This window comes from Acinetobacter sp. YZS-X1-1, assembly GCF_000804305.1.
GTDB lineage: Bacteria > Pseudomonadota > Gammaproteobacteria > Pseudomonadales > Moraxellaceae > Acinetobacter > Acinetobacter variabilis.
The window spans coordinates 43049-61930 of sequence record NZ_JWHB01000001.1; the positions used below are offsets into that span (position 1 = coordinate 43049).

At 44.6% G+C, this 18882-nt stretch carries 18 protein-coding genes; 6 read left to right on the top strand and 12 right to left on the bottom strand.

The features are described 5' to 3' along the window. Positions 1–2: 2 nt before the first annotated feature. On the bottom strand, positions 3–815 hold the full coding sequence (locus tag RJ01_RS00270) for an NAD-dependent epimerase/dehydratase family protein (RefSeq protein WP_034169671.1): 813 nt from the start codon (positions 813–815) through the stop codon (positions 3–5). A 33-nt stretch (positions 816–848) separates the two neighbouring features. Between RJ01_RS00270 and recG the strand changes: the two genes are divergently transcribed. Next, complete coding sequence (gene recG / locus RJ01_RS00275; protein ID WP_034169672.1) at positions 849–2894, top strand: ATP-dependent DNA helicase RecG; 2046 nt, start codon at positions 849–851, stop codon at positions 2892–2894. Beyond that, on the top strand, positions 2881–3516 hold the full coding sequence (locus RJ01_RS00280; protein WP_034169673.1) for a ComF family protein: 636 nt from the start codon (positions 2881–2883) through the stop codon (positions 3514–3516). Before recG ends, RJ01_RS00280 begins: the two co-directional genes overlap by 14 nt. A 1-nt stretch (position 3517) precedes the next feature. Here RJ01_RS00280 and RJ01_RS00285 read toward each other — a convergent pair whose 3' ends face one another. After that, positions 3518–3919, bottom strand: a complete 402-nt coding sequence (locus tag RJ01_RS00285; protein WP_034169674.1) for an NUDIX domain-containing protein — start codon at positions 3917–3919, stop codon at positions 3518–3520. Positions 3920–3947: 28 nt separating this feature from the next. Next, on the bottom strand, positions 3948–4538 hold the full coding sequence (locus tag RJ01_RS00290) for a TIGR00730 family Rossman fold protein (protein ID WP_034169802.1): 591 nt from the start codon (positions 4536–4538) through the stop codon (positions 3948–3950). 152 nt (positions 4539–4690) lie between these two features. Between RJ01_RS00290 and RJ01_RS00295 the strand changes: the two genes are divergently transcribed. Then, positions 4691–5704: a CorA family divalent cation transporter gene (locus RJ01_RS00295; RefSeq protein ID WP_004786961.1), complete on the top strand. Its 1014-nt coding sequence runs from the start codon at positions 4691–4693 to the stop codon at positions 5702–5704. Positions 5705–6048: 344 nt separating this feature from the next. Here the strand turns inward: RJ01_RS00295 and RJ01_RS00300 are convergent, their stop codons facing one another. From RJ01_RS00300 to dxs, 8 genes are all read right to left on the bottom strand, one after another. Beyond that, positions 6049–6339 carry a lipid asymmetry maintenance protein MlaB gene (locus RJ01_RS00300; RefSeq protein WP_034169675.1) on the bottom strand — a complete coding sequence of 97 codons (291 nt, stop codon included), beginning with the start codon at positions 6337–6339 and terminating at the stop codon, positions 6049–6051. A 12-nt stretch (positions 6340–6351) separates the two neighbouring features. After that, on the bottom strand, positions 6352–6987 hold the full coding sequence (locus RJ01_RS00305; protein WP_004786965.1) for a phospholipid-binding protein MlaC: 636 nt from the start codon (positions 6985–6987) through the stop codon (positions 6352–6354). 18 nt (positions 6988–7005) lie between these two features. Then, positions 7006–7683: an outer membrane lipid asymmetry maintenance protein MlaD gene (locus tag RJ01_RS00310; protein WP_034169676.1), complete on the bottom strand. Its 678-nt coding sequence runs from the start codon at positions 7681–7683 to the stop codon at positions 7006–7008. Then, entirely contained in the window at positions 7683–8462 is a 780-nt protein-coding gene (gene mlaE, locus RJ01_RS00315) for a lipid asymmetry maintenance ABC transporter permease subunit MlaE (protein WP_004786970.1), read from the bottom strand. Before mlaE ends, RJ01_RS00310 begins: the two co-directional genes overlap by 1 nt. Beyond that, entirely contained in the window at positions 8459–9277 is an 819-nt protein-coding gene (locus RJ01_RS00320; protein ID WP_034169677.1) for an ABC transporter ATP-binding protein, read from the bottom strand. The genes mlaE and RJ01_RS00320 overlap by 4 nt, the downstream gene beginning before the upstream one ends. A gap of 407 nt (positions 9278–9684) precedes the next feature. After that, positions 9685–11493 (bottom strand): DEAD/DEAH box helicase, encoded by a 1809-nt coding sequence (locus RJ01_RS00325; protein ID WP_034169678.1) that lies wholly within the window; start codon positions 11491–11493, stop codon positions 9685–9687. A 529-nt stretch (positions 11494–12022) separates the two neighbouring features. After that, complete coding sequence (locus RJ01_RS00330; protein WP_034169679.1) at positions 12023–12853, bottom strand: inositol monophosphatase family protein; 831 nt, start codon at positions 12851–12853, stop codon at positions 12023–12025. Between the two features lie 114 nt (positions 12854–12967). After that, positions 12968–14878 (bottom strand): 1-deoxy-D-xylulose-5-phosphate synthase, encoded by a 1911-nt coding sequence (dxs, locus tag RJ01_RS00335; RefSeq protein WP_005233697.1) that lies wholly within the window; start codon positions 14876–14878, stop codon positions 12968–12970. A gap of 311 nt (positions 14879–15189) precedes the next feature. On the opposite strand from dxs, the gene ribA reads away from it, so the two are divergent. Beyond that, positions 15190–15792 (top strand): GTP cyclohydrolase II, encoded by a 603-nt coding sequence (ribA, locus tag RJ01_RS00340; RefSeq protein ID WP_034169680.1) that lies wholly within the window; start codon positions 15190–15192, stop codon positions 15790–15792. Positions 15793–15912: 120 nt separating this feature from the next. Here ribA and hemN read toward each other — a convergent pair whose 3' ends face one another. After that, the gene (gene hemN, locus RJ01_RS00345; protein ID WP_034169681.1) at positions 15913–17286 is read right to left on the bottom strand and encodes an oxygen-independent coproporphyrinogen III oxidase; all 1374 of its coding nucleotides are present in this window, start codon (positions 17284–17286) and stop codon (positions 15913–15915) included. Between the two features lie 242 nt (positions 17287–17528). Here hemN and hemF point away from each other — a divergent pair, with 242 nt between their 5' ends. Further along, entirely contained in the window at positions 17529–18476 is a 948-nt protein-coding gene (gene hemF, locus RJ01_RS00350) for an oxygen-dependent coproporphyrinogen oxidase (RefSeq protein ID WP_034169682.1), read from the top strand. A gap of 150 nt (positions 18477–18626) precedes the next feature. Then, on the top strand, positions 18627–18833 hold the full coding sequence (locus tag RJ01_RS00355; RefSeq protein WP_034169683.1) for a hypothetical protein: 207 nt from the start codon (positions 18627–18629) through the stop codon (positions 18831–18833). The last annotated feature ends 49 nt before the right edge of the window (positions 18834–18882 follow it).

Below are 18882 nucleotides of genomic sequence, written 5' to 3' on the forward strand. Positions count from 1 at the left end.
ATTTATAAATCAGTCTTATTCATCAACTCTAAATAATCCTGAAAACAATCCTGATGCTCTAACTCAAAGCCTATCTTTTCCATTCTTGTGGCATACAGCTTTTTACCCGTCACCCTGTCACTTTCCACTTTCAATATAGGTACGCCCATCTGCTGCTGGAACCATTGCAGGGCTTCATGCAAAAGTTGTGGCTCATTATTGGTCAAAATATATGAAGAATCAGGATGTTCCACGTGAATCATCTGAGCCAGAAAACGTGATAAATCTTCAATATGAATCCGATTCGACCAATGCAGATTTGGATAGCTGGTCATTGATGCTGCCATTTTCTGCATACGTGCCACAGAAGTCCCATAAATCCCACTTGGGCGGATAATGGTGCATTGTTCAGGATAAGCGGCGAGATACGCCTGTTCCATGTGATGCAGAATTTCACCTTGAGCATCATTCGAATGAATTTCAGTCTCATCATCCACGCTTTCACCCGCATTCTGTCCATAAACCCGGGTTGATGACACCACCACCATTCTTTTTACCGGATGAAATTTCAAGGCAGTAACGATTGGCTGAACCGAATCCAGATAAGTATGCTGATAGGCTTCGACACAACTCTGTTTGGGACTGAGTAACACATAGACCCAATCTATCGGAGCGACTACACTTAAATCCAGAATGTGCACATCCTGAATCAGATGAGTTGCGAATGAATCTGTTTTGGGACTTTGGCTAATTGTGCTAATTTGATGACCTTGCTCAAATAATTGTTTAGCTACCCGCTCGGATGTTTTACCATAACCAATAAATAAAATATGCATTCGACACCGAATCACAGACCTGGTTGAGGGGACATGGCTGCAGTCCATCAGTTACAAGGCGTTGGCAATGCCGCCGCTGCTTTACTCGAAAAACTAAATATCTTTAATACTGATGATTTGCTTTTTCATCTACCACGTGACTATGAAGACCGTAGCACGATCATTCCCATGAATCAATTGACAGTGGGACGCAGCTATTTGCTGGAAGGTGTCGTGAAAGGGGTTGATTTCCCTCCCGGTAAACGCAAGTCCATGGCGGTGTTACTGGATGATGATTCTGGCAAAGTAACCTTACGCTTTTATCACATTTATAAAGGCATTACCGATCGCTGCAAGCTAGGTAACCGTTTAAGGGTCTTTGGTGAAGTACGAGTCGGCGCCCGTGGTCTGGAAATGTATCATCCAGAGCTGCAAGTCATTACTGAACATACACCTCTACCCCATACCCAACTCACCTCGATCTATCCGGCAACCGAAGGACTGACTCAGCCCAAGCTGCGGGAATATATTAAACAGGCACTAGAACTGCATAGTGATGATTTGCCTGAACTGTTGCCACAAAAATTTAGCAATGGTTATGGCCTGAAGCAGGCATTGGAATATATTCATCATCCACCGTTGGATGCCAATATGTTGCAGCTCACTCAAGGCTCACATCCGGCACAGCAGCGTCTGATTTTTGAGGAACTGGTGGCGCATCAAATCAGTTTACTGACTCGGCGTGCCTTTATTCAGCAGATTGAAGCCCCTTCATTTTCCCCGAGTAAAACCTATGCCAAACAGCTTTTGGCCGGTTTGCCTTTCGAAATGACCGGTGCACAAAAACGTGTATCCAAAGAAATTGCCATAGACCTGAAACAGAATAAACCGATGCTACGTCTGGTGCAGGGTGATGTGGGTGCAGGAAAAACCTTGGTTGCCGGCGTAGCAGCTTGTCATGCCCTAGAAGAAGGCTGGCAAGTCGCGCTGATGGCACCCACTGAAATTCTGGCCGAACAGCATTACCTCAACTTCAAGCGCTGGTTCGAACCACTCGGTTTAAATGTCGCCTGGCTTTCCGGGAAACAGAAAGGTAAAGCCCGTGCTGCAGCAGAGCAAGTGATCCGTGATGGTAGCGCGGATCTGGTGGTGGGCACACATGCCCTGTTTCAGGAAAATGTCGAGTTTGCCAAACTGGGCTTAGTGATTATTGATGAGCAGCATCGTTTTGGGGTCGATCAACGCTTAGCCTTGAGAAATAAAGGCTTGGATGGCATGTCGCCGCATCAACTGGTGATGACCGCGACCCCGATTCCACGCACGCTTGCCATGTCAGCCTATGGGGATCTGGATACTTCGATTATTGATGAACTCCCACCGGGCCGTACTCCGATCCAGACTGTGACTATTCCGTTAGATCGGCGAGAAGAGGTTCTGCAACGGATTGCCACGAATTGTGCTGAAGGTAAGCAAGCTTATTGGGTATGTACCTTGGTAGAACAGTCTGAAACGTTGGATGCCCAAGCTGCAGAAGCAACCTTTGCCGAAATTAAGGAACGCTTTCCTGAACTGAATATCGGTCTGGTACATGGCAAGATGAAAGCCGATGAAAAACAGGCAGTCATGCAGGAATTCAAAGACAACAAACTGCAGCTACTCATTGCTACAACCGTAATTGAAGTCGGAGTCGATGTTCCGAATGCGTCCATTATGGTGATTGAAAATGCCGAGCGTCTCGGCCTGTCACAACTACATCAGCTGCGTGGCCGGGTGGGTCGTGGTGCCAAAGCCAGTTTCTGTGCCCTCCTTTACAAAAATCCATTGTCCCAAAATGGTCAGGAACGTCTGCACATCATGCGTGAAACCAATGATGGATTTATCATTGCCGAGAAAGATCTGGAATTACGTGGTCCAGGTGAATTACTGGGTACCAAACAGACCGGTGATATGGGTTTCCGTGTAGCCAAGCTGGAACGTGATAATCACTTGTTGAATCAGGCCCATTATGTCGCCCAGCAGATGCTAAAAGATTATCCGAAACAGGCGGATGGATTATTAAAACGCTGGCTACCTGAGGCTCCACGCTATGCCTATGTTTAAGCTTTTACAACAGGGTAAACTCTGGCTGAATCGTTTACAGCCTTGTCAGCTGTGCCAGACAGATTATCAAAACCTGCATTCTGTCTGTCAGGATTGCTGGCAACAGTTACCTTGGGCACATCAGACCATTCAGCGTCAGGAAATGCAGTTTCAAGTGGCTTGTGACTATGCCTACCCAATGGATCGCCTGATTCAATTATTTAAATATGAACAAAAGCTGCATCTGGAACCTTTATTGGCAGGTGCATTACTGACCTTAAAATTTCCTAAAATCAGTGCAGTGGTTCCTATGCCGATTTCAACCGAACGGCTGGTCGAACGTGGCTATAATCAATCCCTATTACTAGCCAAGCATGTTGCCAAACACTTACAAGTTCCTGTCTGGCAGCCCATTGAACGACTCAAGCAACATTCACAAAAAGGCTTAAGCCGTCTGGAACGTATCGAAGACATTGAAGCCCAATTCAGGGTCACTACCTCTTCAAAAGTTCGTTATCGTAAGGTTCTGATTATCGATGATGTGGTTACGACTGGCAGCTCGATTCGAGCTTTAAGCCAGCAACTGGAAAAACTGGGCTGCCAGCAGATTTACGCCGCTTGTCTGGCAGGAGCCAAACTTTAAATCAGGCTTGTACCAATAAGTTCTTTTTAACCCAGGGTATGACAATTTCTGTAGTCAATGGTGCAAGTTTCACATCTTTCTGATTCAGGTCCACCCATTTCATTTCGGCAATCTCAGCCTCAATATGTGGCTCGCCATCTAATTGCACCAGATAAACATAACTGACCAGTTGATGATCCGGTTCGTTGGCAGTTTGTGTCTCAAAACGCCCAATGAATTGCTGAATCTCAGCCTGACAGCCAATTTCTTCCTGAATTTCACGTAGCAGGGTGCGTTCAGGTGCTTCATCCGGTTCCAACTTGCCACCGACTTGCATGAAACAGTCAGTATTTTTCTTACGAACCACCAGCAGCTGCTGATCAGAATTCAAAATAATGGCAGCTGCAACGGTAATAATTTTCATGAATTCGGAACGATCAAATAGGAAATCCCTATTTTACGAGATCTTCCTGATCGACCATACCCCATTTTGCTTCAGGCGGCTGGTAATCTTGAAATTTCTGCAAAATTTCTTCGAAGTCATCACTCACAATCAAAGCTTCAGTAAAACGTGGCTTGGTAAAACCTTTGTCTGTGGTCATCTGAATGAATTTAACCAGATCATCATAAAAGCCATCGACATTAAGAAAAGCACAAGGTTTTTTATGAATCCCGAGTTGAGCCCAAGTCCACTGCTCAAAAATTTCCTCGAGCGTTCCAGCCCCACCTGGAATGGCAATAAAACCATCGGAGAGTTCTGACATTTTGGTCTTACGCTCATGCATATTATCGACCACATACAACTTCGTAATATGCGGATGTGCCAGTTCGCGATTTACCAAGGGTCTTGGAATGACACCAATGACCTCGCCCCCTGCAGCTAAGGCACTATCTGCTACAATGCCCATTAATCCGGAACGACCCCCACCATAAATTAGTGTTTGCTGTCTTTTTGCCAGGGTTTGGCCTACCTTTTCAGCAATTTGTTTATAACTAGGTTCAGAACCTAGCGCTGAGCCACAGAAAATTGCGATAGAATTCATCATTTTCACCATTGCATTGCCGGTATATAGTACGCAGGCAGCGCCTGAGAGTTTTTTTTCAAAAATAACTGCACAATCAGTGTTTTTATTCAATTCCTTGTCTAAAATACACGCATTTAGATTAACATACTGCGCAAGGGAGAAAAGACAGCATGCTTGAAGCCTTTTACGCCACAGAGCGCGGTAGCCTAGAAGATGCCACCATCAATGGTGATTTCGACCTGCATCCGGAACTGGTTTGGATAGATTTAATTGCGCCTTCACAGGAAGAACAGCAATGGATTCTGGATGCCTATGAGCAAAACCTGCCCACTTTAAAGTCTCTGGAAGATATTTCTTCGAGTGCCCGATTTTACCGTGATGATGACGGTATTTTGCACATCAGTACCTATTTCTTAACGAAAAATAAAAATTATCAGGTCGAAAGTGAACATGAGGATGATGCCAGCATCCTCGCGACAGTTCAGACAGTCGCTTTCATTTTACATAAAGACCGGCTCTTTACCCTGCGTGGTGAAAAGCTGGTAGCTTTCCGGGCCTTTCGTGCCCGTGCACGTCGCAATGATTATGATATTGACTATAAAGATCCGACCTGGATTCTGCTCGGTTTACTCGAAGCCAAACTGGATGAGCTAGCGGATATTCTGGAAGATGTACATAAGGATCTGGAAAAATACTCAACTGAAGTTCTGAATAACCGGCATCGTGAGCAGATCCTCGATCTGGATGACATGATTACCCGTCTGGCCCAACTGGAAGATATGCTCGGAAAAGCTCAGCTGTGTCTGATCGATTTACGACGGGTACTTACCTTCCTGTCACGTCCACGAGCCTTAGGCAGTCATATTTATGATGCGGATATTCGGGAACTCAGTGAAGACGTTCGCTCACTGGTCGAGCATGATGCCTTCCTGTTCCAGAAAGTCCGCTTCTTGCTGGATACCACGTCCGGATTCATTAACACTGAACAGAATGATACGATCCGTCGCTTCTCGATTTTACCGAGTATGCTTGCCCCACCCATGCTGATTGCCAGTATTTACGGGATGAACACTGATGTCTTGCCCTTCGCTCAAGGTTCGATGAGCTTTGTGATGGTGAGCATTATTATTATGGGCTTTTTGATTGGGCCATTGATTTACTTTAGATGGAAGAAGTGGATTTAGAATCCCTCCTAATTTCTCCTAAGGGAGAAATTTCCCTCTCTTTTCAGGTGATGTGCAGTACTGCTGCTCAAGGGTGAGGTCAGAATTAACCCTCTCTAACTCTCTTGTGCTTAGATTTAAGGCAGTGCTTTAAATCTCGCCCAGAGAGAAAAGACTTCCAATATTTGCTTAAAGTTCGAGTCTAGGCCCATTTTCTCCACTTTTTTAAAATACAAGTCCCCTCTCCTTTCAGGAGAGGGTTAGGGAGAGGTTAATTAACTAATCCCTCCTAAGCTCCCTTTGAGAGAGAGGAACTTTTTTAAAATATACCGGCAATAAAAAAGCACCTTTCGGTGCTTTTTTATTTACTGAATGATCTGTAAATCATCCTGCAAATGACAGGCCTGAATGATCTTCATCATTTTCTCAGGAACCGCTTTAAACTGTAGTCCTCGTACTTGTGGAGTTTGGCGCAACCAGCGCACCAGAACTGCCAAAGCCAAAGTACTACCCTGCTTAAGTCCAGCCAGATTAACTACCACAGGAAACTTGTCCTGTGACTGAATGACGCGCAGACCATCTAAGTAATAGCTTTGCGCATTGTCAGCGTCAATCTTGCCTGAAACCTGCAGTTCCTGATTATTGAATTGAATCACAGCTCACCTATCTTATTTTTTCTTGTCAATCGCCGCTTCAGCATCTGGCTTGAAGTTAGCAATGGCTTTATCCAGGTTGCCACCATTACGTTTTACTGTAGCCGCAAACTGGTTACGGAACTGCAGACCTAGGTCAATACCAGACACATTGATGTTACGGATTTTCCATTGTGAACCTTTATCAACCAGCTGGAAAGCAACCGGAATTTTCTCGCCTTTGTTATTAAAGTCGATGGTCACCACAGGATTTTTGCTGTTAGTCGCCTTGTAAGGACGAACGCTGTAAGTCTGGTTACTGAACTTAGAGAAAGCCGTACCATAATTTTCAATCAGGGTTTCACGGAAGTTTTTTTCAAACTGTGCACGCTGCGCTGCAGTACTATACTGATTGGTCGCATAAGTCCCCATCACGATCCGCGTAAACGATTGTGAATCGATATACGGGTCAAGGTTCTGACGGACAATCGTTTTCACAAGCGCAGGATTATTCTGCAATTTGGCATGATCGGTTTTAAGACGATCAATCAAATTGTCTGCAACTCTTTTAATAAAAGCAGGTGGGGCTTCAGACGGTGCAGCAAACACTGTACCAGCAACCATTGTTGAAAGAATGCTTGCAGCAAGCGTTTGTTTTACTAAAGTCTTCACTCAAATCTCCTCAATCTGTTATTCAACAAATGCAGGTTCTGCATCTGTTGTTTCTGAAAATGCAGCTTCTTCTGAGGCACTTTCCTGACTATCTGACGATTTTCCGGCACCACCGGTAATAAATTTCGTCACTAAATCTTCAATTTCCATGGTCCCTTGAGTGTTCACAATCTGCTCACCACGTTTCAAGTAAGTCAGACCGCCACCTGGAATAATTTTCAGATACTTTTCACCCAATAAACCATTTGTTGCTACCATAATGTAAGCATCTTCATCAATATTGGTGATGGATTTCATGTTGTCTAATAGTTGTTTTTCCATTGATTTTTGTTGCGCAGGATCGGCTGCGGTATAGTCTGAACTATAACGTAACTCTTCGAGGGCTTCCTGCTGAACCTGCTTGAGCTGCTCGGCATTAAAGGATGTCAAAGAGCCATCCAGTGTCATATGGACTGTAGCTAAACGGGTCACCGGATCAAGTGTAATTTTATCGACCTGACCGACTTTCACCCCACTTAAAGCAACTTTAGCGCGTGGTTTGATGCCATTTACATTTTCAAAAGTCGCTGTCATCTGATAGCTATCAGAAATATTGGTGCCTACCAGACCGCTGACACGCATCGCCAAGAAGAACAGGGCGATACCGAAAAGAATGACAAAAACACCAACGGCCAGCTCACTAGTACGTGATTTCATTAAATACCTCCGAACATGACCGCAGTCAACACGAAATCAAAACCTAATACGCACAGCGAAGAATAGACGACCGTACGTGTTGTAGAAGTTGCGATACCTTCTGATGTTGGTTCACAGGCATAACCCTGATAAACCGCGATCCAGGTACAAATTAATGCAAAAACAAAACTCTTGATAATGGTGCCATTCAGGACATCTTTATAGAATCGCACGGTACTTTCCATGCCACTCCAATATGCCCCTTCATCAGCACCCAGAAAATCAACGCCTACCATTTTTCCGCCCATAATCCCGACCGCAGCAAAGATCACTGAGAGCATTGGCAAGCTAAAAATACCGGCCCAAAGGCGTGGTGAAATCACCCGTTTTAAGGGATCAACCCCGATCATTTCCATACTGGACAATTGCTCGGTCGCTTTCATCAGACCAATTTCGGCGGTTAAAGCAGAGCCGGCACGACCCGCGAACAGTAAGGCAGCAACCACAGGTGCCAATTCACGTAACAGGGTTAAAGCCACTGCAGTACCAAGCATCGCTTCACTACCAAATGTTGACAGGATGGTATACATCTGCAAACCGAGTACTGAACCAATAAACAGGCCAGATACCGCAATAATCAAGAGTGACAACACCCCAACCCGGTACATCTGATAAACAAACAGCTTTACTCCAAGCCAGGTCGGCATGGAAAAGAGAATCTGTAACAGCATCAGTGTTGCAACACCAATCCCCTGAACACGTTCAATAACGCGTCTACCTAAGGCAGCAATGGCATTCATGAACGTACCTCATCACTTAAATAAGCCTGATGACTAAACTGATAATCTACCGGGCCTTCAACCGAACCGGTTAGGAACTGTTGCACAAAGGCTGAAGGATGATTTTTCAATTCCTCTGCTGTGCCCTCACCCTGGATTTTGCCTTCTGCGACCACATAGATGTAATCAGCAATCGATAAAGTCTCTGCTACATCATGCGAAACAATAATGGTTGTTAAATCCAATGCTTCACGTAGAGAGCGGATCAGTCGGGTCAAAACTCCCATGACAATCGGATCCTGCCCGGCAAAAGGCTCATCGTACATGATCAGCTCTGGGTCCAGTGCAATCGCACGAGCCAATGCGACACGACGATTCATCCCGCCAGACAGCTCTGAAGGCATCATCTGCTCTGCCCCACGCAGTCCTACTGATTCGAGTTTCAAAGCCACGATTTCAGCAATCAGATGTTCAGGCAATTTGGTATGCGCACGAATCGGAAAGGCAACATTTTCATAGACGCTCATGTCGGTAAACAGAGCACCACTTTGGAACAGCATGCCCATACGTGCACGTGCAGAAAAAAGCTCAGAACGGGACATCTTGGCAATATCTTTACCGTCCAGTAAAACCTGACCCTGTTCAGGCGTCAGTTGCCCACCGATCAATCTTAATAAAGTGGTTTTACCAGTTCCGGAAGGTCCCATAATGGCAGTAATCTGTCCACGACGAATGTTTAAACTGACATCGTCATAAATTACACGCTCACCCCGCTTGAAACTCAAATTCTTGACTTCAATCAAAGACGGAGGATCCTGCGCTGTTTGATTTTTCATAGCTGAGTTTATTCCTGCATTTTTTCAGCATGCATATGACAAAAGAACGAAGTTCAACATGTTAGCATTTGAAAATGAAGGGTCAAGTTCATGGAAAACATAATGCTCCATGCCTGGCCATATATTTCTAGTAATCAAAAATTTTATTTCGACGCGATTTTAACAGACTATGATCCATTTAAAAAATGATATACATAATAAATCAGATTGCATAAAAGCAGAGTTACTGCAATGTAGGACATGTACCTCTCAATAATATGAAAGACTATAAAAAGACGCTTTCAGATTACCGATCATCATAAACCCAGAAAAAGTTGATGAAGTAGGCATTTTATGCTGAAAAAACAAAAAATCAATGCATAAAAAAACCAGCACTCAGGCTGGTTTTTTTTTCAGACGTTATTCAATTAGTCATTGAATTTACGACGTGGACGATCTTCACCGAATGAACGCTCGCCACGTGGCTTGTCATCAAAGTTGCGACGCGCTGGACGGTCATCACCGAATGAACGCGCTGGAAGATCACCAAAACCACCTTCGCGACGTGCTGGACGATCACCGAAATCACGTTTTGGACGATCACCGAAACCACCTTCACGGCGTGGAGCAGGACGATCACCGAAATCACGTTTTGGACGGTCACCAAATGAACCTTCACGACGTGGTTTGTAATCTACACGGTTACCGCGGTTGTCATCATTACCTTCAAAACGAGGACGGTCACTAAAGTCACGACGTGGACGATCATTGTTAAACTCGCGACGTGGACGGTCTTCATTGAAGTCACGACGTGGACGATCACCGAAACCACCTTCACGACGTGGACGATCGCTGTTGAAGTCACGACGTGGACGATCTTCGCCACCGAATGCAGGACGTTCGCCACGAGGTTTGTCATCGAAGCTACGACGTGGACGGTCATCACCGCCTTCACGACGTTTGAAGTTGCTCTCGCCTTCGAAACGACGACCACCACCGAAGCCACGACCACCATCACGACGACCGCCACGACCGCGACCAGCGCCATCACGGCTACCGCGTGCAGGAGGTGGAGATGGCTCAAGACCTTCAATTTCAGATACATTTAGACGAGCTTCAAGAAAATCTTCTAGTGCACGGATTTTACCGCGTTCACGATAAGTCGCTAAAGTAATTGCTTTACCAGTACGGCCCGCACGACCTGTACGACCAATACGGTGTACATAGTCTTCGTTCTTCATAGGAAGACCAAAGTTGATCACGTGAGAGATTGTCGGTACATCAAGACCACGTGCTGCAACGTCAGTTGCAACCAGGATTTTTGCACGACCTTCACGGATGCTGCGCAGACGACGATTACGAACGGTTTGTGGCATCGCACCATGTAGAGCAACAACGGACAAACCTGCTTCAGCAAGTTCTTCAGCCAGCATATCTGTATCTTCTTGAGTAGAAGCAAAGACCACTGCCTGATCAACATCTTCTTCGTTTAACCAGTGAGTAAGAAGTTTTTTCTTGTGCTCAAAGCCATCAGTCCAGTGTAAAGTCTGGGTAATGTCCGTGTTGGTAGAGTGACCAGTTTCAATTGCAATACGCTCTGGCTCATTCATCATGCGTTCAGCAAGGGTAATGATACGTGGAGCGAAAGTTGCAGAGAACATCAGTGTTTGTTTACGGTTTGCAGCCAAGTCACCGATTGCTTCTAGGTCTTCAGAGAAGCCAAGGTCTAGCATGCGGTCAGCTTCGTCGACGATCAGCGAGTCAACTTTGTCAAGTTTGATTTGACGACGGTTAACAAGGTCAAGTAAACGGCCTGGAGTTGCTACCACAACCTGTGCACCTTTTAACTGCTGGATTTGTTTACCAAAAGGCATACCACCCATAATTGCAGCAATACGAACACCTTTCATGTGACGTACAAATGCGATCGCGTCTTGGCATACTTGTTGTGCCAATTCACGAGTTGGTGAAATCACCAAAATAGTTGGTTGAGTCACCGCTTTCATACGTTCTTTAAATGGTACGAAAGTATCTTGGTTAGCAAGTGCGTTCAAAGTTGGGAGAAGGAACGCAGCGGTTTTACCCGAACCTGTCTGGCTAGATACTAAAAGGTCTTTACCTTCTAGTGCAGCAGGGATAGATTGTTCTTGTACAGGAGTCGGAGTAGTAAAACCTAAGCCTTGAAGGGCTTGTTGTAACGATTCATGCAAAGAAAATTCAGCAAAAGTTTTGCTCATAGAGTATTCCACCCGGAAATTGGGTGCTCCATTAAAAATAAAGTCAAATGGACATCGACAAAAAGCGGTACAGCAATTAAACGCTGAAAAGAGATGATTCAGCGGCGATCCGAGTAACGACGATGTGATATAACGCACGCATGATTACGGCATAACCTGAAGGAATCGCTTTAGCGATTGGGGCGCGAGATATCGTCCTCTCTTTGGACCGCACGCGCATACACAATGATAATAAGAGAAATGTTCAGGTAACGAACAGAAATTAAGTGCGTGCGCAGATTATAGCAGGATTATTCATAAAGTCATCCGCTTTTCAGATTATTTTGTTTAACTGCTAATTTCTTCATCAATTTCTAAGACTTAAACAAGAAAAGAAATGTAATTAATTCTCCAACTGGTCAATTTTCTTTTTATCAAGGCTGTGGATCATCTAAATATGAAGATATTTATCAGGTAATTATTTTCAAAAAATAAAAAAGGCATCCCGAGAGATACCTTTTTAATATTCGATTTACGGCGTTAAACCCGATTATTTCGCTGCGTCACCCCAAGCAGGAACAACTGCTTGCATAAGAGGTTTCAGCATTTTCATTGAACAAGCCAAAACTTGACCATTTTCCATAGAATCGCTACCACCACGCGCATCAACCACAGTACCGCCCGCTTCTTTCACGATTAACTCGCCTGCTGCAATATCCCAAGGTTTCAAGCCAAGCTCGAAGTAACCATCAAGACGACCAGCAGCGACATAAGCCAGATCCAAGGCAGCTGAACCCCCACGACGGAATTGTGCACCTGCTTCAGTCACATTGAGCAATGCATCAAAATGATTCTTGGCATGAGAGACTACTTCACCATTACGTTTAGTACGGTAAGCATGACCAACTGCCAGGAAAGTATTGTTCAGACTGTCTTTAACATTTACACGGATACGGCGCTGGTTCAGCATCGCACCACGACCACGGCTCGCAGAGAATAGCTCATCTTTCACAGGGTCATAAATAACACCGTGCTGAGTTATACCTTTGTGCTGAACTGCGATAGAGATACAGAAATGCGGAAAACCGTTGATAAAGTTTAGTGTGCCATCAAGTGGATCAATCACCCAACACCAATCAGCGTCGTGACCTTTACCTTCTTGCAGACCAAATTCTTCACCAAGGAAACTGTGATTTTTATAGCTTTTACGTAGAGTATCGATGGTCAACTGTTCCAGATAACGATCTACACGCGTTACCGGACCATCAATGCCTTTTTCTTCGACTTGCAGATCGAGTTTATGACGATTTTGATGCGCTTTTAAAAGCTCTTGACCAACTAATTGAGCCGCACGCGCAGCCATCACCACCATAGGTTCCATTGAACACCCACTACAAATTTGAAGATACTGATAAAGAATAATGCATAAAAGCCCGCATATTTTAGCAAATATCCGGGCTTTTTGGGAAAAAATGTGTCGAAACTTTTTAAGAGTTTATAACAGGACGCTTTGACCTAGCTTTGACCAGGCTTCATTGATTGATTTTTCAATGCCTTGGCTATCAAGTCCTGCCTGTTGCAACATTTGACTATGTGTTGCTTGTGCCATAAAGCTATCCGCTAAACCTAGATTCAGGATGGGTTTAACAATTTGAGCTTCAGCCAGATACTCATTCACTGCACTTCCTGCGCCGCCCATGACTGCATGTTCTTCAACAGTAACAAACAGGCTGGTTGAATGGGCCAGTTGGTTTAACATTTTGGTATCCAGTGGTTTGATGAAACGCATATTTACCACGCGTACACCCACATCATGCTTGCTGGCAAATACTTGAGCAGCTTCAACTGCAGCTTGAACTCGACTACCGAATGCTAGAATCGAAACATATTCATCATATTGTTCGTTCAGACTGAGCAACAATTCTGCCTGACCGATCTGCATCTCGGTCATGGTTTTCTGGATTTCCACACCCAGTCCATTCCCGCGCGGATAACGCACTGCTGCCGGACCATGATACAGATAAGCCGTATGCAACATCTGACGGCATTCATTCTCATCTTTTGGTGCCATGATCACCAGATTCGGAATGGTACGCATATAAGCATAGTCATAAGCACCGGCATGCGTTGGGCCATCTTCACCGACCAGACCGGCACGGTCGATCCCAAACGTCACATCCAGATTTTGCAGTGCCACGTCATGCACCAACTGATCATAACCACGTTGCAGGAAAGTTGAATAGATTGCGACGACCGGTTTTAAACCTTCACAAGCCATACCAGCGGCAAGCGTTACTGCATGCTGCTCAGCAATAGCAACATCAAAGAAACGCTCTGGATATTCTTTGGCAAACTGCACCATGCCCGAACCTTCACACATCGCTGGAGTAATTGCCAATAAACGTTTGTCTTGTGCTGCTTCATCACATAACCATTGTCCAAATACATCTGAATATTTGGGTGCTGGATTAGGGGCTGCAACTGCATTGAGTTTGCTAATCGCGTGATATTTAATCTGATCACATTCTGCTGGCGCAAAGCCCTTACCTTTTTTGGTATAGATGTGGATCAGACGTGGGCCTTTACGTTTTTTCAAAGCTTTAAAAACGTGTACCAGCTGTTTAACATCATGGCCATCATAAGGACCAAAATAATCAAAACCAATGGCTTTAAACAGGTTATCTGCGGCATCAGTTGCAGCTTGATGTAAACGCGAGTTATACAGCCATTCCGGGTGCGGCTGTACATAAGCCTCACCATCTTCAGTTACGTTGACGAATTCGCCACGTTCCCAGATTGCAGCGAGATGCTTGGCAAAACCGCCAGTACTACATGAAATCGACATATCATTGTCGTTCAGAACCACCATCAGGTCAGCCTGATGTGCCACAGCATCATTCATAGCTTCAAAAGCCATACCTGCGGTCATGGCCCCATCACCAATAATTGATACGACTTCACACGGATTGTTCTGATAACGACGCGCCAGAGCCATGCCAAGGCCAGCAGAAATGGCGGTAGATGAATGCCCTACCCCAAAAGTATCAAATTCGGATTCTTCACGTGCCGGAAATGCAGCCAGACCATCTTTTGCACGGATTGTAGTGAGCTGTTCACGACGTCCGGTTAACGCCTTATGCGGGTAAGCCTGATGACCCACATCCCAGATCAGGCGATCATGTGGCGTATTAAAGCAGTAATGTAAAGCGACAGTAAGCTCAATCACACCCAGATTGGCCCCAAAGTGTCCTCCACTCTGACCCGCAGCATACAAAATGAATTGACGTAACTCATCCGCCACTTGTGTGAGCTGGCTTTGCTCGAGTGCACGCAGTTGCTCAGGATGATCGATCGCATCAAGCAACGGTGTTACAGGGCGTTGAGTTGGTATTTCTGTATACAGCATATATGGCAAAGCCTTCTAAAGCCTGGCAAAATCTTAAGCTAGGTCAATGGGGAATAACCGATCATATAGTTGAATTGTAGCAGCTTCAATTCAACTACGCTTCTAGCGATGCAATATTAAACAGCGATCTCGTCGGGATGAAAAATTTGCAGGCTACGATTATCCTGAATAATCTTACTATTTATCAACTATTATCGTTCGCTTTCTACAAAAAAGAAAATGTTCTTCATAAATTCAGCTGAGCAATTCTACTAATGTTTAAACATTACGCTATACTTTAGCTACTTTATTAGGATTTTACGGGTTCAGCTGTGCCTATCGAATTTGTCGCAACTTCAAGATTACCGACCGCTCATGGTGAATTTAAAATTACTGTTTTTCAAGACCCTAAGACTGGCGAAGAGCATGTCGCTCTTTCTAAAGGTCTCGAAGAACCAAGTGATGAACCTGTGCTGGTCCGTGTACATTCTGAATGTTTAACCGGTGATGCCTTTGCTTCATTAAAATGCGACTGTGGCCCTCAACTCCAGGCAACACAAAAACTGATTAATGAAGTGGGTCGCGGTGTCATTCTCTATTTACGTCAGGAAGGACGCGGAATTGGCCTGACCAATAAAATCCGTGCATACGCCTTGCAAGACCAGGGGCATGATACGGTCGATGCCAATCTGATGCTGAATTTACCTGCAGATGCACGTCAATATGATATGTGCAGCATCATGCTGGATCACCTAGGTGTAAAAGCCGTCCGCCTGATCACCAATAACCCTTTAAAAATTGATGCACTGAAAGGGCAAGGTATTAATGTAGTGGACCGTGTACCACTCACTGTCGGTCTGAATCCATTCAATGAGCAATACCTCAAAACCAAGCATGAACGCATGGCGCATATGTATCAGAAGGAAGATTTTTAAAAGAATCTCCCCCTGCCCCTCTTTTTCAAAGAGGGGAAATTTCCTTTTATATAAGTATAGGGAAGCCTCTCTTTTATAAAGGGAGGTTTGGAGGGATTTTTAAGATCCTAAGAGGGATTCTTAAATCGTCATTGAGAAAATCCGGTTCTCTGGCATGCGACGCTTTAAACGTAAATCAAAAGCCATGCAAATATTGCGTACAAATGGCTTCCCTTTCTCCAAAATCGTGACTGAAGAGTCTTCAATTTTGATCAGCTGATCCTGCTGCATTTCCTCAAGCTGCTTTAGAACTTCATTAATTTCAGCAAACTGCATGTCAGGTTTTGCCCAAGAGGTGGTAAAGCTACACATCAGGTTCAGGATATGTTTGCGAATAATCAGATCTCCCTGATTCAGAATATGCCCTTTCACCACTGGAATCTGATTCTGCTCTAGCAGTTCATAATATTCTTCAATAGTTTTCACATTCTGCGCAAAGCTATACCAGCTATCACTAATCGAAGAAATTCCGAGTCCGATCATCACCTGAGTTTTAGACGCGGTATAACCCATAAAATTGCGGTGCAAAGTTCCAGCCTGAAAAGACTGGTACATGCTGTCTTTTTCTAGCGCAAAATGATCCATACCAATTTCATGATAACCATGCGCCAGGAGCTTTTTCTTACCTTCTTCATAGCACTGACGCTTGATCTCATCTTTCGGTACATCCGCATCTTTAAAACCGCGCTGGCCATTCCCTTTAATCCAAGGCACATGTGCATAGCTATATAAAGCCAGACGGTCTGGTAATAGAGAATTGGTCTGATCAATGGTATTTAAGACATCCTCCAGGCTTTGAAATGGCAGACCAAAAACCAGATCATGCGAAATCGATTCATAACCAATTTCTCTTGCCCATTCAGTCACCTGTTTAACATTTTCATAAGGTTGAATCCGGTGAATGGCTTTTTGTACAGTTTCATTATAATCCTGCACGCCATAACTCACCCGACGAAAGCCCAGGTCATACAAGCCTTGCAAATGCTCACGCGTGGTATTGTTTGGGTGACCTTCGAAGCTGAATTCATGTTCTGCTGCAATCTCGGCTTTGGACAAAATACCTTGAATGAGCTGGGTTAAATGTTCAATTGAAAAGAACGTTGGTGTCCCACCGCCGAGATGAATTTCTTTGATGATGGGTTTTTCTTCTAATAACTCATAATACAGCTCCCATTCTTTCAGCACAGCTTGTATATAAGGCTGCTCGACTTCATGACGTTTGGTCACCCGTTTATGACAGCCACAAAAGGTGCATAAACTTTCACAAAATGGCAGATGGATATACAGGCTAATGCCTTCAGTCGCATTCGACTCCTGAAAAGAACGTTTTAGTGTCTGCTTCCAGAGCTCTAGTGAAAATCCTGACTCTTCCCAATAAGGGACAGTTGGATAACTGGTGTAGCGGGGACCGGGGACATTATATTTTTGAATGAGAGAATTTGCCTGCACAGTCATGAATGCCTACCACCTTATTAGCCAGGTTAATGCGCTGCATAGAGCGCTGTTGAGGTTATTGTGCGGAGCTCAAAAAAAGAATTCAACCTAGTAGTCTGGTCGGATTTGAGCTGAAGCAAATTGCTCTAAAACATTAGGTTGAATGTTGTTACAGATGGTGAGCATCCAGAAAAACACCTTAATTTTTAGGCCATTTTATGCTTTGATGTTATCAGTCTTTTTATTTCCCTATGAGGGTTCTGATGCAGCATCCCACCTCTGCAGATATTCAACGCGTTCGCGATTTTCTCCTCGACCTGCAAGCCCGGATTTGTGCCACGCTGGAACAGCAGGAACGTGCCGGTGGCGGCACAGCTGAATTTGTAATTGATGACTGGGAACGTCCTGAAGGTGGCGGTGGCCGTTCACACGTACTGCAAAATGGTACGGTAATTGAAAAAGGCGGTGTGATGTTCTCTCACATCAATATTTCCAAACTACCCGCTTCTGCCACTGAACGCCATCCGAATATAGCAGGAGCTAAAGCCCAAGCCATGGGTGTATCATTAGTCATCCATCCTAAAAATCCGAATGTCCCGACCTCACATGCCAATGTACGTTTATTTGTGGCGGAAAAAGAAGGTCAGGATCCGATCTGGTGGTTTGGTGGCGGTTTTGACCTCACCCCTTTCTATCCAAATGATGAAGATGTGCTGTCATGGCACCAGACCGCGCATGATCTCTGTGCGCCTTTTGGCGAAGAGGTTTATCCAGAACATAAAAAATGGTGTGATGATTATTTCTATCTAAAACACCGTGATGAGCAGCGCGGTGTCGGTGGCCTATTCTTTGATGACCTGAATCAATGGGATTTTGAAACCTGTTTTCAGTATATACAGGCTGTAGGCAATGGTTATCTCGAAGCAATTCTGCCAATTTTCCAGCGTAACCAAGACAAGTCTTATACTGAAGCACAACGTGATTTCCAGCTGTACCGTCGTGGCCGTTATGTGGAATACAATCTGGTATATGACCGTGGCACACTGTTTGGTCTGCAGACGGGTGGCCGGATTGAATCAATTCTAGTCAGCCTGCCACCTCTTACCGGCTGGTTATACCGCCCGGAATGGGCTGAAGGATCGCCAGAAAAACGTTTGACCGATTACTACCTTAAACCACATGATTGGTTAACAGAATTAAAAACAAAATAAAGCAATCAAAATATTTAAATACAAATTGCCCTCAGATCGAGGGCTTTTTTAATGGATAAATCCTCTATACTGCAACTCAGAAAGATATTTCAGGATCTACTCCTAGATCTCGACTCTGATAAAGATAAATTCTGTTAGGTAAAAATAACAATGTTTAAGCTTCACCTTAATCCTGCTACATTGGCCTTTTGGCTATTTCTGGCGCTTGGTATTAGTGCGATTAGTACCGCTGTCATCAGTCATAACCTGATTCTAGATGTAGTTGCCATTTTTGTGAGTGTCTTCACGATTGCCGGAACCCTCTTTAGTATGGCCTTGCTTTTTGTCGAACATATTATTGAAATCTGTAGTTCCTAAACCTTTAAACTCCAGCCTGCTTTTCACTGCTGACAGGCTTTAGCCCTCC

What these genes read in the sequence shown, in the direction of transcription:
- mlaE (WP_004786970.1), bottom strand. Translation starts at nt 8,462, where the DNA reads ATGAATGCCATTGCTGCCTTAGGTAGACGCGTTATTGAACGTGTTCAG.
- hemN (WP_034169681.1), bottom strand. Translation starts at nt 17,286, where the DNA reads ATGACTGTGCAGGCAAATTCTCTCATTCAAAAATATAATGTCCCCGGT.
- RJ01_RS00325 (WP_034169678.1), bottom strand. Translation starts at nt 11,493, where the DNA reads ATGAGCAAAACTTTTGCTGAATTTTCTTTGCATGAATCGTTACAACAA.
- recG (WP_034169672.1), top strand. Translation starts at nt 849, where the DNA reads ATGGCTGCAGTCCATCAGTTACAAGGCGTTGGCAATGCCGCCGCTGCT.
- RJ01_RS00310 (WP_034169676.1), bottom strand. Translation starts at nt 7,683, where the DNA reads ATGAAATCACGTACTAGTGAGCTGGCCGTTGGTGTTTTTGTCATTCTT.
- RJ01_RS00290 (WP_034169802.1), bottom strand. Translation starts at nt 4,538, where the DNA reads ATGAATTCTATCGCAATTTTCTGTGGCTCAGCGCTAGGTTCTGAACCT.
- RJ01_RS00320 (WP_034169677.1), bottom strand. Translation starts at nt 9,277, where the DNA reads ATGAAAAATCAAACAGCGCAGGATCCTCCGTCTTTGATTGAAGTCAAG.
- RJ01_RS00270 (WP_034169671.1), bottom strand. Translation starts at nt 815, where the DNA reads ATGCATATTTTATTTATTGGTTATGGTAAAACATCCGAGCGGGTAGCT.
- hemF (WP_034169682.1), top strand. Translation starts at nt 17,529, where the DNA reads ATGCAGCATCCCACCTCTGCAGATATTCAACGCGTTCGCGATTTTCTC.
- dxs (WP_005233697.1), bottom strand. Translation starts at nt 14,878, where the DNA reads ATGCTGTATACAGAAATACCAACTCAACGCCCTGTAACACCGTTGCTT.
- RJ01_RS00280 (WP_034169673.1), top strand. Translation starts at nt 2,881, where the DNA reads ATGCCTATGTTTAAGCTTTTACAACAGGGTAAACTCTGGCTGAATCGT.
- RJ01_RS00330 (WP_034169679.1), bottom strand. Translation starts at nt 12,853, where the DNA reads ATGGAACCTATGGTGGTGATGGCTGCGCGTGCGGCTCAATTAGTTGGT.
- RJ01_RS00285 (WP_034169674.1), bottom strand. Translation starts at nt 3,919, where the DNA reads ATGAAAATTATTACCGTTGCAGCTGCCATTATTTTGAATTCTGATCAG.
- RJ01_RS00295 (WP_004786961.1), top strand. Translation starts at nt 4,691, where the DNA reads ATGCTTGAAGCCTTTTACGCCACAGAGCGCGGTAGCCTAGAAGATGCC.
- RJ01_RS00355 (WP_034169683.1), top strand. Translation starts at nt 18,627, where the DNA reads ATGTTTAAGCTTCACCTTAATCCTGCTACATTGGCCTTTTGGCTATTT.